The organism is Pseudooceanicola batsensis HTCC2597, from assembly GCF_000152725.1.
Lineage (GTDB): Bacteria > Pseudomonadota > Alphaproteobacteria > Rhodobacterales > Rhodobacteraceae > Pseudooceanicola > Pseudooceanicola batsensis.
Genome location: NZ_CH724131.1, coordinates 1,945,909 through 1,959,418, shown reverse-complemented (window position 1 = coordinate 1,959,418; position 13,510 = coordinate 1,945,909). Strand labels below are relative to the sequence as shown.

General features: G+C 67.6%; 11 protein-coding genes. 6 read left to right on the top strand and 5 right to left on the bottom strand.

Annotation, left to right across the window (positions count from 1 at the left end):
* Positions 1–18: 18 nt before the first annotated feature.
* Positions 19–2,046 (bottom strand): TonB-dependent siderophore receptor, encoded by a 2,028-nt coding sequence (locus OB2597_RS13325; protein WP_238529757.1) that lies wholly within the window; start codon positions 2,044–2,046, stop codon positions 19–21.
* A gap of 482 nt (positions 2,047–2,528) precedes the next feature.
* Between OB2597_RS13325 and OB2597_RS13320 the strand changes: the two genes are divergently transcribed.
* The 6 genes from OB2597_RS13320 (at position 2,529) to OB2597_RS13295 (ending at position 9,232) form a co-directional block, all read left to right on the top strand.
* The gene (locus OB2597_RS13320; RefSeq protein ID WP_040609338.1) at positions 2,529–3,497 is read left to right on the top strand and encodes an iron-siderophore ABC transporter substrate-binding protein; all 969 of its coding nucleotides are present in this window, start codon (positions 2,529–2,531) and stop codon (positions 3,495–3,497) included.
* Positions 3,494–4,534 carry a FecCD family ABC transporter permease gene (locus tag OB2597_RS13315; protein ID WP_009806102.1) on the top strand — a complete coding sequence of 347 codons (1,041 nt, stop codon included), beginning with the start codon at positions 3,494–3,496 and terminating at the stop codon, positions 4,532–4,534. Before OB2597_RS13320 ends, OB2597_RS13315 begins: the two co-directional genes overlap by 4 nt.
* Positions 4,531–5,577 (top strand): FecCD family ABC transporter permease, encoded by a 1,047-nt coding sequence (locus OB2597_RS13310; protein WP_009806101.1) that lies wholly within the window; start codon positions 4,531–4,533, stop codon positions 5,575–5,577. Before OB2597_RS13315 ends, OB2597_RS13310 begins: the two co-directional genes overlap by 4 nt.
* On the top strand, positions 5,574–6,395 hold the full coding sequence (locus tag OB2597_RS13305; protein ID WP_009806100.1) for an ABC transporter ATP-binding protein: 822 nt from the start codon (positions 5,574–5,576) through the stop codon (positions 6,393–6,395). Before OB2597_RS13310 ends, OB2597_RS13305 begins: the two co-directional genes overlap by 4 nt.
* On the top strand, positions 6,392–7,420 hold the full coding sequence (locus tag OB2597_RS13300; protein WP_009806099.1) for a siderophore-interacting protein: 1,029 nt from the start codon (positions 6,392–6,394) through the stop codon (positions 7,418–7,420). The genes OB2597_RS13305 and OB2597_RS13300 overlap by 4 nt, the downstream gene beginning before the upstream one ends.
* 108 nt (positions 7,421–7,528) lie before the next feature.
* On the top strand, positions 7,529–9,232 hold the full coding sequence (locus tag OB2597_RS13295) for an ABC transporter ATP-binding protein (RefSeq protein WP_009806098.1): 1,704 nt from the start codon (positions 7,529–7,531) through the stop codon (positions 9,230–9,232).
* Between the two features lie 151 nt (positions 9,233–9,383).
* Here OB2597_RS13295 and OB2597_RS13290 read toward each other — a convergent pair whose 3' ends face one another.
* The 4 genes from OB2597_RS13290 to OB2597_RS13275 all read right to left on the bottom strand — a co-directional run bounded on the left by OB2597_RS13290 (position 9,384) and on the right by OB2597_RS13275 (position 13,470).
* Positions 9,384–10,082, bottom strand: a complete 699-nt coding sequence (locus tag OB2597_RS13290) for a VPLPA-CTERM sorting domain-containing protein (protein ID WP_009806097.1) — start codon at positions 10,080–10,082, stop codon at positions 9,384–9,386.
* A 258-nt stretch (positions 10,083–10,340) separates the two neighbouring features.
* Entirely contained in the window at positions 10,341–11,426 is a 1,086-nt protein-coding gene (locus OB2597_RS13285; RefSeq protein ID WP_040609336.1) for a BMP family ABC transporter substrate-binding protein, read from the bottom strand.
* 41 nt (positions 11,427–11,467) lie between these two features.
* The gene (locus OB2597_RS13280) at positions 11,468–12,388 is read right to left on the bottom strand and encodes an ABC transporter permease (RefSeq protein WP_009806095.1); all 921 of its coding nucleotides are present in this window, start codon (positions 12,386–12,388) and stop codon (positions 11,468–11,470) included.
* Positions 12,388–13,470 carry an ABC transporter permease gene (locus OB2597_RS13275; protein WP_009806094.1) on the bottom strand — a complete coding sequence of 361 codons (1,083 nt, stop codon included), beginning with the start codon at positions 13,468–13,470 and terminating at the stop codon, positions 12,388–12,390. The genes OB2597_RS13280 and OB2597_RS13275 overlap by 1 nt, the downstream gene beginning before the upstream one ends.
* Positions 13,471–13,510: the final 40 nt, after the last annotated feature.

The window sequence follows — 13,510 nt, the reverse complement described above, 5'->3', positions numbered from 1 at the left end:
GGACGGGAACGCAGCCGATCACCAGCTGTGGCGCAGGGCCGCGGTGATGGTCCGGCCGTTGTTGTAGTAGTCCGCCGTGCCCCGGCCGACCACATATTGCTTGTCGAAGAGGTTGCTGACGTTCACCGACAGCTCGGTGTTTTCCGAAACGCCGTAGGTGAACGAGGCGTCGATATTGGTCTGTCCGGGGCTTTTCCCGTTGTTGTTAAAGACATTGTAGTAGTAGGGGCCGACATAGCGGGCGCCGATCCCCACGGACATGTCACCGAGCGCGCCGGTGGTCGGCAGATCGTAGGTCAGCCAGAGCGACGCGATATGGTTCGGCACGGTGGCGAATTCGTTGCCGTCGACCCGCACGCCGCGCACGCTGCCGCGGACGAACTTCGACTTCTGATAGCTGTAGCCGCCGGAGAGGGTCAGCCCCTCGGCCAGCTCGGCGCGTGCCTCGAGTTCGAGCCCCCGGACGCGGGACTGTCCGATCGTCTGGCGATCGATGGCGCCGCTGGGCAGGACGACGGGCACGACGACGTTCTTCTTTGTGAGGTCGTAGACCGAGGCGGTGAACAGGGCATTGATGCTTTCCGGCTGATACTTGAGGCCGATCTCGTACTGCTCGCCCCGCTCGGGCTGGGTCCCGATCGAGGGCGGCGCGACGGACTGGACATAGCTGGCATAGGTCGAGATCTCGTCGGTGATCTTGTAGGTCAGCGCGCCGCGGAACGAGGTCTCGGAGAAATCGGCCTGCGTCGTGGTGGCGGTCAGCCGGTCGGTGTTCGTGATGTCGAGCCAGTCGTGCCGCACACCCGCCGTGGCGATCAGGCGGTCCGAGAAGGACAGGTTCTGCTGCAGGAAGACGGACCTGGTCGTGTAGTCGTTCGCCTGGACGCTGTAGGGCGCGAAGCCGCTCGGCGCGCCGGTGTAGACAGGGTTGCTGACGTCGATCTGCGTATGCGCGCCGTAGATCGACGAACTGGTGGTCGAGGCGTCGCGGAACTCGATCCCCGCGAGGGTGCTGCTGTCGACCGAGCCGAAGCTGGTGTCGTACTGCACGATGACGTTGCCGATCAGTTCTTCCGCGGTGCTGTCGGTGCCGAAGTAGAACCGGTTCACCATCGTCCCGACCCGCGCCGCATTGTCCGAGAGGTAGACATAGGCGAAGTCGTCGGAGAGATCGCTGTAGCGCAGGTTCGCGCTGAGCCTGAGCCCGTTCTCGAATTCGTGCCTCAGGCCGGCGCTGACGGTCAGCCGCTCCACTTCGTGGTCGTTGAAGCCCGGCTCGCCGAAGAACTGGCCGCGGTCGTAGAGACGGTCGAGCGGATAGCCCCCGCTGTTCGGGGTTCCGTCGCGCCTGAGGTAGTCGACCGTGAAGGTCAGGCGGGTGTAGTCCGTCGGCTCGTAGGCGATCGAGCCCAGGAAGAACTGCTCGTCATCCTTCGAGGTGGCATATTCGAGGCCGGCGTCCTGTACCTTGCCGACGACGCGATAGGCCAGCGTGCCCTCGTCGTTCAGGACATCTCCGAAGTCGAAGCCCAGTTCCTTGTGATCGTGCGAGCCGTAGCTGCCGTAGACCTCGCCGAACCGCTCGAACCTCGGCGTCTTGGACACGAAGTTGACCGTACCGCCCGGATCGGAGGTGCCGAAGAGGGTGGAGTTGCCGCCTTTCATCACCTCGAGCCGCTCGTAGCCATAGGGCTCTTCGCGCACGCCGCGCATGGAGCCGAGGGTCAGCCCGTCGCGATAGGTCGAGGCCTGAAAGCCGCGCACGAGGTAATAGTCGTTGCGGTCGTCCGTGCCGTAGTAATCGGTGACGATGCCGGGCGTGTACTCGAGCACGTCCTCGACCTTGTCCGCATTGCGCTGCTCGATCTCCTTCTGCGTGACGACCGAAACCGCGGCGGGCGTGTCCAGCACACTGGTCGCGACCTTGCCGCCGGTCCAGAGTTCCTTTGCGACGATCGAATTGGCGTCGTCATCGGCCGCGAAGCTCAGGTCCACGATGATCGGCGAAAGCCGATAGGTTCCGGTTCCCGGATCCTCCTGCGCCATTGCGGCCAGCGGGAAAGCGACCAGCGCGGTGCATCCGAGCAAGGTGGAGACCGGCCGGGCCGGGCGAATGCGGGACGGGTGAAGTTGTGTAGCGGGTGACCCCATGGTGCGGTTCCAAACGTCTTAAGGTGACTGTCGGGCTGGCGTGCCGCCCGGGCGCAGGCGGTTTGCTGGCAGCCCGTGAACGCAGGCCCCCCTGGGACCGCGTTCTGCGGGCGCTCGTCGCGCGAGAGGTCCGGCCGCGATTCGGCCCGACCGGTCGTGCGTTGCCGGCACCTAACGCAGGATCGCGGCCCTGTGTATTGTATAAATCGACTGTTTTTGTCGGTTTCTCCGGAAATCCCGCCCAAAACTGTCGGGTTTCTTGGCGCCAGCCCGTGCCCGAGGTTGACTGGCCGGTGGCAAAGTGAAAGTCCGACTGAAACAATCATGTTTGTCGCGCCGGTCCGGAGGCCGAGGTTCCCGTGTTCCACCAATCGAAGATGCTCTTGCTCATGGCCGCCGCGTGGCTCGCGCTCGCCGTGACGCAGACCATGGCCGCCGACTTTCCGGTCACCGTCACGCATGCCTTCGGCGAAACCACTGTCCCGGACCGGCCGGAGCGCGTCGCGACCGTTGCCTGGGCCAACCACGAGGTGCCGCTGGCGCTCGGCATCGTGCCGGTCGGCTTCGCGCGGGCGAATTTCGGCGATGACGACGGCGACGGGCTGCTGCCCTGGGTGGCGGAGCGGCTGGACCAGCTGGGCGCCGATGTGCCGCCGCTCTTCGACGAAGGCGACGGGATCGACTTCGAGGCGGTCGCGGCCACGCAGCCGGACATCATCCTTGCCGCCTATTCCGGGCTGTCGCAGTCCGACTACGACACGCTCAGCAAGATCGCTCCCGTGATCCCCTACCGCGACGGCCCCTGGTCGACCGGCTGGCGCGAGATGATCCGCCTGAACGCCGCCGGCCTGGGCATGGGCGAAGAGGGGGAAGCGCTGATCCATCGCACCGAGGACCGGATCGACAGCGCCGTGGCCGATCATCCCGCCATTGCGGGAAAGAGCGCGATGTTCGTGACGCATCTGGATATCCGCGATCTCAGCGTGATCCGGTTTTACTCCGCGAACGATCCGCGCGTCCGGTTCCTCGAGGACCTCGGGCTGCGTTCGCCGCAGGCGGTCACCGAGGCCACGGCCCCCGGACGCTATTCGGGCGAGATGAGCGCCGAAAGGATCGACGCCTTCGCGGATGTGGACATCCTCGTCTCCTACGGCGGGCGGGCGCTGTTCGACCGGGTGCGCAGGAATCGTCTGACCTCGCGCATGGAGACGGTCGAGAACGGGGCTATCGTGCTGCTGGGCAACGATCCCGTCGGCACGGCCGCCAATCCGACGCCGCTGTCGATTCCGTGGGTTCTCGAGGACTATGTCTCGCGCCTGGCGGATGCGGCGCGCAAGGCGGAATGACGACCGTCGAAGCCACGGGGGTGACGCTGGACCGGCTGAGGCGGTCGCGGCGGGGCCGGGTCGTCTGGCTCGCCGTCGTGGTCCTGACGCTCGCCTGCGCCTGCCTGCTCTCGGTCGGCCTGGGTACACGGGCGGTCGGCTGGGGGGACATCCTTGCCGGGATGAGCGGGACGACCGAAACGATGGCCCAAGCGGTGGTTGCGGTCCGGGTGCCGCGCACCGTGCTTGCGGTTCTGGCGGGCGGCGCGCTCGGTCTGGCCGGCGCGGTGATGCAGGGGGTCACGCGCAATCCGCTGGCGGATCCGGGGATCCTGGGGGTCAATGCGGGCGCGGCCATGGCCGTCGTCATCGGCATGGCCTGGTTCGGAATGCAGACGCTCGGCGCCTTTCTCTGGACGGCCATCCTGGGCGCGGGAATCGCGGCCTGCTTCGTCTACGCCATCGGGTCGCTCGGCCGGGGCGGGGCCACTCCGCTGAAACTGGCGCTCGCGGGGGCGGCGACGTCGATCGCCGCGGCCTCGTTCACCATGGCGACCGTCCTGCCGCGCAACGACATCGCCGGCGGCGTGAGATCTTGGCAGATCGGCGGTATCGGCGGCGCGAGCTTCGACGCGATCCTGCCGTGCCTGCCGTTTCTGGCCATCGGGCTGGTGCTCTGCCTGCTGTCGGCCCGCAGCTTGAACCTGCTGGCCCTGGGCGACGACGCGGCCGCCGGGCTGGGCGCGCGGGTGGCCTGGGCGCGCGGGGCCGCGGCCCTGGGCGCGGTGCTGCTGTGCGGGGCGACGACGGCGATCTGCGGGCCGATCGGCTTCGTGGGGCTGGTCGTGCCGCATGCCTGCCGGCTGCTGGTCGGGGTGGATCACCGCTGGCTTCTGCCCTTCTCGGCGCTGACAGGGGGCATCCTGCTGATCATCGCCGACGTGATCGGGCGGATCGTCGCCCGCCCTTCCGAAATGGACGTGGGGATCGTGACCGCCTTCGTCGGAGCGCCGGTCTTCATCTGGATCGTGCGCCAGCGCCGGGTCCGCGACCTGTGACCGCGGCGGCGGATACCGGGGCGGCCGAACGGATCGCGGGGCTGCGGCTGTCACGCCGGCGGGCGCGCATCCGGCTTGTGGCCGTGATGTGCGGCCTGGTGGTCGCGGTCCTCGGGCTGACCCTCGCGACAGGCCCGACCATGACCACCCCGTCGGAACTTCTGCGAGTGCTGGCCGGCCACTACGTGCCGGGCGCCGGTTTCGCCGTGCGCGAATTGCGCCTGCCGCGCGCCGTCCTGTCGATCCTGACCGGGATGAGCTTCGGCCTCGGCGGGGTGATCTTTCAGACGCTGCTGCGCAACCCCCTGGCAAGCCCCGACATCATCGGGATCAGCGCCGGGTCCAGCGCTGCCGCCGTCTTCGCCATCGTCATCCTGGGCTGGAGCGGTCCGGCCGTCTCGGTGACCGCCGTGATCGCCGGGCTGGGGGTCGCCCTGCTGATCTATCTGCTGGCCTGGCGGGACGGCGTCTCCGGGACCCGGCTGATCCTGGTGGGCATCGGGCTCTCGGCCATGCTGGACAGCCTGATCGCCTATGTCCTGTCGCGCGCTCCGGCCTGGACACTGCAGGACGCGCTGCGCTGGCTGACCGGCAGCGTGAACGGCGCGACGCTGGCAGAGGCGCTTCCGGTCCTGGTGTCGCTGACCGTCTTCGGGGGGCTGCTTCTCGCCCGGCGCGGCAATCTCGAGGCGATGCGGCTTGGCGATGACACGGCGGCCGCGCTCGGCGTGCCGCTGGCGGTCGACAAGGTGCTGGCCGTGATGGCCGCCGTGGGGTTGATCGCCGTGGCCACGGCCGTCTCGGGGCCCGTCGCTTTCGTCGCCTTCCTCTCCGGCCCCGTCGCAGGGCGCATAGCGGGGCCCGGCCGGGCCCCGCTGATCCCGGCGGCGCTGGTCGGGGCGCTGCTGATGCTGCTGGGGGATTATGCCGGGCAGCACCTCCTTGCGGGGCGTTACCCCGTCGGCGTCGTGACCGGGGCGCTCGGGGCTCCCTACCTCATATACCTGATCGTCCGGTCGAACCGCACCGGGAGAGAGCCATGACCCTATTGACCGCCAAAGCGCTCCGGGCCGGCTATGGCCCGCGCGAGATCCTGACCGATCTGGACCTCACGGTGCCGCCCGGCGCCATCACCGCGATCGTGGGGGCCAATGCCTGCGGCAAGTCCACCCTGCTGCGCTGCCTCGCGCGGCTGCTGCGCCCCAGTTCGGGGCAGGTGGTGCTGGACGGACGCGTGATCCGCAAGATCCCGACGCGCGAGCTGGCCCGCAGCCTCGGCCTGCTGCCGCAGTCGCCGATCGCGCCGGACGGCATCACGGTGGCGGATCTGGTCAGCCACGGACGCCATCCGCATCAGGGGGTGCTGTCGCGCTGGACCCGCGCCGACGACATGGCCGTCGCCACGGCGCTCGAGGCGACGCGCACCGCCGATCTGGCCGACCGCGATGTCGACGCGCTGTCCGGCGGACAGCGCCAGCGGGTCTGGATCGCGATGGCGCTGGCGCAGGAGACGGATATCCTGCTGCTGGACGAGCCGACGACCTTTCTGGACATCGCCCATCAGGTCGAGGTGCTGGACCTGCTGATCGATCTCAATCGCAGGCGTGGCACGACCATCGCGATGGTGCTGCACGATCTGAACCTGGCCGCGCGCTATGCCGACCATCTGGTCGCGATCCGCGCGGGGAGGGTATACGCCGCCGGAACGCCGCAGGACGTGCTGACCGAGGATATGGTCGCGGCAGTATTCGGTGTGCCGTGCCGCGTGATGACCGACCCGACCTCGGGCCAGCCGATGATGCTGCCGCTTGGCCGACATCGATCGTCTGCACGGACCACGCCCGGGGAGGCCTTGCCATGACCCATGCCGCGACCGCCACCTTCCGGGGCGCCCTGCCGGAGGACCTCCTGCCTCACATCGCCGCACATGCGCGGGAAGCCGAGCTTGACCTGGTCGAGGCCGACCGCACGCTCATCGTCACCGTGCCGCTGGCCCGGGTGGTGCTGGACCGGACCGCCGCCGCGCTGGAGGTCCGGATCGAGGCGGCGGATGCGGTGGCGCTGCAGAACATCCGCGACTATCTGCTGCATATCCTGGATCACGTGGCACCCGGGCTGGCGCCCGCCGGCGCGTGGCAGGGCGACATAGCCCGCAACCGTACGCCGTTGAATTTCTGCACCGCCACGGTGCGCGGCGTCCGGCGGGTCGCGCCGCGCTTCCTGCGGGTGGAGATGGACTGCGCCGACACGAAACGGCTGGCCGAGGGGCGCGGCATGCATTTCTCGCTGCTCCTGCCGCCCGGGGGGCGGGCGCCGGTCTGGCCGCGTCTCGACGGCAACGGCCGGACAGTGCTGCCCGAGGGGGCGGACCGGTTGCACCGCGCGGTCTATACCTTCGTCGACCTAGATCCGCAGCGGGGCCGGTTCACCTTCGACGTCTTCGAGCATGCCGGCGGCCGCGCCACCACCTGGGCCCGGACAGCCGCGCCGGGTGAGCTTGTCGGGATCAGCGGTCCGGGAAGCGGCGATTTTCCGGCCGGAGCGGAGATCCTGATGGCCGGCGACGAAACCGCCCTGCCGGCGATCCGGCGCATCCTCGCGACGTCGGAGCCCCACCGACGTGGGCGGGTCCTCATGGAGGTCGGCACGGAGGAAGACATCTGCCCCATGCCCCGGCCCGCAGGGATCGACCTCACCTGGCTCGTTCGCGAGAGGGGAGAGGCCCTGTGGGATCGCCTGGCCACCGCCCTGCCGCCCGAGGGCGGCGACCGCCATGTCTGGATCGCCGCCGAAAAGGAGCTGGTGCGCAAGGCCAAGGCCCGGTTCCGCGACGCGCTCGGCATCGGGGCGAAAGAGGGATATTTCGCCTACTACTGGGAGGCATGAGGCCCGGCCCCGCCTTGCCGTCCCGCAGACGGGGGCAGACACGAAACCCCGCCCGGCGGCCGGTCGCCGGGCCAAGGCAATCCGCAAGGCAGCCACAAGGACACGTCCATGCTACGTCAGTTCTTCGAATACTACCGCCCCTGGAGGTCGCTCTTCTGGCTGGACTTCGGCTGCGCGGTGATCTCCGGCCTGCTGGAACTGGCCTTTCCGCTTGCCGTTCAGGCCTTCATCGACCGGCTGCTGCCCTCGGGCGACCTGCCGCTGACGATCCTTGCCGCGGTCGGTCTGCTTCTGATCTACATCGTCAATGCGGGGCTCATGGCGGTGGTTATCTACTGGGGCCACATGCTGGGCATCAATATCGAGACCGAGATGCGGCGCCGCGCCTTCGACCATCTCCAGCGCCTGTCCTTCAGCTATTTCGACCGGGTCCGCACCGGCAAGCTTGTCGCCCGCGTGACCCGCGATCTGGAAGAGATCGGCGAGGTCGCGCATCATGGGCCCGAGGACCTGTTCATCGCGGTCATGACCTTTGTCGGGGCCTTCCTTCTGATGCTGACCATCGACCTGGAGCTGGCGCTGATCACCGCCGCCATCGTGCCCGCCTGCGTCGTCATCGTGACGGTGTACGGCGGTCGCATGACCCGCACCTGGCGCGACATCTATTCGCGCGTCGCGGCCTTCAACGTCCGGCTCGAGGAGAATGTCGGCGGGATGCGCGTGGTTCAGGCCTTCGCCAACGAAGAGCATGAGAAGACCCTCTTCGCCAAGGACAACGCGGCCTACCGGGACACCAAGCTGGCGGCGTACAAGGTCATGGCGGCCTCGTCCTCGCTGAATTACATGGGGATGCGGCTGATCCAGGTGATCGTCATGGTGGCGGGGGCGGTCTTCGTGCTGAACGGGTCGCTTACCACCGGCGGCTTCGTCGCCTTCCTGCTGCTGGTGGGCGTGTTCTTCCGCCCGCTGGACAAGATCGCCGCGGTGATCGAGGTCTATCCGCGCGGGATCGCGGGCTTCCGCCGCTATCTCGACCTGATGCAGACCAGGCCGGATGTGACCGACCGGCCGGACGCGGCAGACGTTCCGGCCCTGCGCGGCGAGGTCGGCTTTCACGGCGTCCGCTTCGACTATGGCGACGACCGGCCGGTGATCCGCGATATCTCGCTCACCGTGCGGGCGGGCGAAACCGTGGCCTTCGTCGGGCCCTCGGGGGCGGGCAAGACGACGCTGCTGTCGCTGGTGCCGCGCTTCTACGATCCGGCCGAGGGGCGGATCACCGTCGACGGCCTCGACACCCGCAGTCTGACCCTGCGGTCCCTGCGGCGGCAGGTCGGCATCGTCAGTCAGGACGTCTTCCTGTTCGGGGGAACGCTGCGGGAGAACATCGGCTACGGGCGGCTGGACGCGACCGAGCAGGACATCCGCGACGCCGCGCATCATGCACAGCTGAGCGGCATGATCGAGGGACTGCCCGAGGGGCTCGACACGGTGGTGGGCGAGCGCGGGGTCATGCTGTCGGGAGGCCAGAAACAGCGCGTCGCCATCGCGCGCGCCTTCCTAAAGAACCCGCCGATCCTGATCCTGGACGAGGCGACCTCGGCGCTGGATTCGGAAACCGAGCGTCAGATCCAGCTGGCGCTTAACGAGTTGGCCCGCGACCGGACGACGCTGGTCATCGCGCACCGCCTGGGCACGATCCGGGATGCGGACCGCATCGCGGTGATGGACGGGGGACGGATCGTCGAGATCGGCACGGATGCGGAACTGCGGGCGATCGCGGGGCGTTATGCGCGGCTGAATTCGGGCTGATCCGAAGGCATGCGTCTTCCTGATCCGAAGGCATGCGTCTTCCTGATCCGAGGGCATGCGTCTTCGGTCCGCGCAAGAAAAATGGGGCGCGTCGGAACGCGCCCCACAGTTTGGTCATGGGAAAATGGTTTTTTGGTTCGCGGCGCTTGTCTTACCCGCGGCGCTTGCGCGCAAATCCGAACGCACCGAGGCCACCCAGCATCAGCAGGGCCGACGCCGGAAGGGGAATGGCCGAAGTGGTGCGGAAGTTGTCGACGGTCACGTCAGCTGCGAAGTCCGTCGAAGTGTCGACGAGCGACAGCGTCACCGAGTCGGCCGAAGTAAGGTCGACGCCGGCGAATTCCGCGAAGGAAATGAGGACCGTCTCATCCGACACGAAGCTGCCGGACGCCGTCAGCGGGGAGGACCCGCTGTCACCGAACGTATCCATGACCGAGACCTGGTATCCAATCGACACGTCGGTCGTCAGGTCGAAGGCGAAGAAGCCGTCGGTGCCGCCCATGGTCAGGTCGACGCCGCCGAGGCCGGAATCGCCTTCGCCGTCATAGATCACATCGACCCGGCCCTGAACGCCGGCGTCGTTGCTGAAGGTCAGTTCGCCATCATCGACGGCGGCGCGGGCGGCGTCGGGAACACCGCTGTCGCCCACAACGGTAATCTCGCGGAAGTTGCCGATTGCCGACGGGGCGGAATCTTCGATCGTCGCGGGAATGTTGTCGAACGAGGAGACCGGTCCGGACGCGATGTCGGTGTCGAAATCGTCCAGCGTCATCGTCGCCGCGCCGGCTGCTGTCGCCATCGCCGTCAGACCGACGGCCGTGGCAACGGTGAAAGTCCTGAATCTCATCATGTGAACATGCCCCTCCTTATGGGCTCTCGTGAGCTTTCGGGGGCGCAAATCGCCCCTCTGCATCGGGACTTATGGCTGAGCGGCCGGAGGAAAAGGCAAAATGCGCTACAAATTCAAATGGATTAAGGGGCGGCCGAAAATTGCCGGTTCGCTTCGGTGGTCATGGAACCGGGTGCCGGAGACGCGCGTTACAGACGTGAGAGGACCGCGCCCGACCTGCGGACACGGTCCCCTTGGTTCAGCATGCGCCGTTGCGGATTACTGGGGAATTTCGCCCTGGATCCCCTCGACGTAGAAATTCATCCCGGCCAGCGTACCGTCGTCCGCGGTCTCGCCTTCGGCGAGCCAGTCGGAGCCGTCCTGTTTCTTCAGCGGACCGGTGAAAGGGTGGTACTCGCCGCTGGCGATGCTCTCCTTCAGGGCGAGCGCCTCGGCCTTCACCTCCTCGGGCACGGCATCCGTGATCTCGCCGATCTCGACCATGCCCGGCGCGATGCCGTCCCAGGTGTTCTTGCTCTCCCAGGTGCCGTCCATCACCGCCTGGACGCGGTCGATGTAGTAGGGGGCCCAGTTGTCGATGATGGACGAGACGCGCGGCGACGGCTTGTATTCGGCCATGTCCGAGGCCTGTCCGAAGCCGATGATGCCGCCGGCCTCCTGCGCGGCGGCCAGCGGCGCGGTGGAGTCGGTGTGCTGCAGGATCACGTCGGCGCCCTGTTCGATCAGCACCTTCGCCGCGTCGGCCTCTTTCGCCGGGTCGATCCAGGTAAAGGCCCAGACGATCTTGAATTCGACGTCCGGATTGACCTTCTTGGCGTGGATATAGGCCGCGTTGATGCCGCGGATCACCTCGGGGATCGGGTAGGACCCGATGTAGCCGATGACGTTGCTTTCCGTCATGTGGCCCGCGATCGTGCCCTGCACGGCGCGCCCTTCGTAGAAGCGGGCGGAATAGACCGACACGTTGTCGGCGGTCTTGTATCCGGTGGCGTGTTCGAACTTCACGTCCGGGAACTTCTTGGCCACGTTGATCGTCGGGTCCATGTACCCGAAGGAGGTGGTGAAGATCAGGTCGGCGCCGTCCAGGGCCATCTGCGTCATCACCCGTTCCGAGTCTGGCCCTTCGGGCACGCTCTCGACGTAGACGGTTTCGACCTTGTCGCCGAAATGTTCCTCGACCTTCTGGCGGGCCTGGTCGTGTTCATAGGTCCAGCCGCCGTCGCCGACGGGGCCGACGTAGACGAAGCCGACCTTGGTCACGTCGTCCTGCGCGGCGACGCCTGTCGCGGCGAGGCCGACGGCGAGGGCTGCCCCTGTCATCAATGCGCGTTTGGTAAGTTTCATGGTTTTCCCTTTCAGTTCTTCTTTTGGAGTGGTGGGCCGGTCTAGTGCGTCGCGTGGAAGATGCGACCCAGGGACGCCGGAGCGCGGGACTTGTCGGCGGACATGATGACCAGCACGACGATGGTGATGATGTAGGGCGACATCGACAGGTACTCGACCGGGATCGCGATGCCGGCCGCCTGAAGGTTGAGCTGCAGAACCGTTACGCCGCCGAACAGGTAGGCGCCGAGCAGGACGCGCCAGGGCTTCCACGAGGCGAAGACCACGAGGGCGAGGGCGATCCAGCCGATCCCGGCGGTCATTCCCTCGGTCCATTGCGGCACGCGCACCAGGCTGATGTAGGCGCCGCCCAGCCCGGCGCAGGCGCCGCCGAAGGCGATGGCCATGACGCGGATGCGGACGACCTTGTAGCCCAGGGCATGCGCCGCGTCGTGGTTCTCGCCCACGGAGCGCAGGACAAGCCCGGCGCGGGTGTATTTCAGGAAGGCCCAGGTCGCGGCGACCAGCGCCAGGCCGAAATAGACCATCAGGTCATGACCGAAGACGATGCGCCCGACCGCCGGCAGGTCGGTCAGTACGGGAATGTCGATGCGCGGGGTCGAGGGCGGCTTGATCCCCTGGTAGTCCTGCCCGAGCAGGGACGACAGGCCCAGGCCGAAGAGTGTCAGCGCAAGCCCGCTGGCCACCTGATTGGCCAGGGCGACCTGCGTCAGGAAGGCGAAGAGCAGCGAGAGCAGCGCGCCCCCCGCCGCCGCCGCCAGAAAGCCGATGGTCGGCGATCCGGTCTGCACGGCCATGGCAAAGCCGCAGATGGCGCCGGTGATCATCATCCCCTCGACGCCGAGGTTCAGCACGCCTGCGCGTTCGGCGATCAGCTCGCCTATGGCGGCGATCATGACTGCCGTCGCCGCCACCATGAGCGAGGCGATCAGCAGGACCGGATCGATCGAGGACAAGTCCATCACGCGGCCTCCCTTTTGCCGAAGCGCAGCCGGTACGAGGTCAGCACGTCCACCGCCAGCAGGAAGAAGAGCAGCATGCCCTGGAACATCTGGATCGCAGCGGCGGGCAGGCCGAGACTGGATTGCGCAATCTCGCCGCCGATGTAGGTCAGCGCCATGAGCAGCCCGGCCAGCAGGATGCCGACAGGGTGGAGCCGGCCGAGAAAGGCCACGATGATCGCCGTGAAGCCATAGCCGGTGTTGAAGTCGATCGAAACCTGGCCGGCCGGGCCCGAGACCTCGAACATGCCCGCCAGCCCGGCGAATGCGCCCGAGATGCCGAGGCAGAACAGCACCAGCCGCGCGGGGGCGATACCGGCGAACTTCGCCGCGCGCGGCGCCTCGCCGGTCAGGCGGATGTGATAGCCCAGCTGGTGCCGCGTCAGCAGGACATAGGCGAAGATGACCGCGATCAGGGCCGCGGCCACGCCCCAGTGCATCCCGGTCCCCGCGATCAGTTCGGCATTGTGGGCCGAGGGGTACTGCTGCAGATTGCGCGAGCCGGGAAAGCCGAAGCCTTGCGGGTTCTTCAGCAGGCCGAGCGACATCGAGGCCAGAAGCTGCTCGGCCACATAGACCAGCATCAGCGAGACGAGGATCTCGTTGGTGCCGAAGCGGACCTTGAGCAGGCCCGGGATCATGGCCCAGACCAGCCCGCCGAGGGCCCCGGCCATGACCATCAGCGGAAAGATGAACCACCCCTCCGCCGGGTAGAAGGCCAGACCCATGCCCGCCCCGCAGATCGCGCCCAGGATGTACTGTCCCTCGGCGCCGATGTTCCAGATGCCGGCCCGGAAGCCGAGGCTGAGGCCGATGGCGATCAGGATCAGAGGCGCCCCCTTCACCAGCAGCTGCGGCCGGTAGAAGAAGGCGTGCTGACCGAAGAGCGGATCCCAGAAGATCGTGCGGATCGCGACCAGAGGATCCTCACCGAGCGCGGCGAAGAGCAGCCCCCCCGCGATCATCGTCGCCAGCACCGCCATGAACGGCGTCGACCAGGCGACGATCCGGCTGGGCTGCGGCCGCTTCTCGAGCGTCACCACGGGCGCCTCCCTTCCGTGCGGGGCGCGCCCCCCTCTTTCA

Excerpts from the sequence above, each read along its gene's own strand:
- OB2597_RS13325 (WP_238529757.1), bottom strand. The coding sequence starts at position 2,046 with ATGGCGCAGGAGGATCCGGGAACCGGAACCTATCGGCTTTCGCCGATC.
- OB2597_RS13320 (WP_040609338.1), top strand. The coding sequence starts at position 2,529 with ATGCTCTTGCTCATGGCCGCCGCGTGGCTCGCGCTCGCCGTGACGCAG.
- OB2597_RS13315 (WP_009806102.1), top strand. The coding sequence starts at position 3,494 with ATGACGACCGTCGAAGCCACGGGGGTGACGCTGGACCGGCTGAGGCGG.
- OB2597_RS13305 (WP_009806100.1), top strand. The coding sequence starts at position 5,574 with ATGACCCTATTGACCGCCAAAGCGCTCCGGGCCGGCTATGGCCCGCGC.
- OB2597_RS13300 (WP_009806099.1), top strand. The coding sequence starts at position 6,392 with ATGACCCATGCCGCGACCGCCACCTTCCGGGGCGCCCTGCCGGAGGAC.
- OB2597_RS13295 (WP_009806098.1), top strand. The coding sequence starts at position 7,529 with ATGCTACGTCAGTTCTTCGAATACTACCGCCCCTGGAGGTCGCTCTTC.
- OB2597_RS13290 (WP_009806097.1), bottom strand. The coding sequence starts at position 10,082 with ATGATGAGATTCAGGACTTTCACCGTTGCCACGGCCGTCGGTCTGACG.
- OB2597_RS13285 (WP_040609336.1), bottom strand. The coding sequence starts at position 11,426 with ATGAAACTTACCAAACGCGCATTGATGACAGGGGCAGCCCTCGCCGTC.
- OB2597_RS13280 (WP_009806095.1), bottom strand. The coding sequence starts at position 12,388 with ATGGACTTGTCCTCGATCGATCCGGTCCTGCTGATCGCCTCGCTCATG.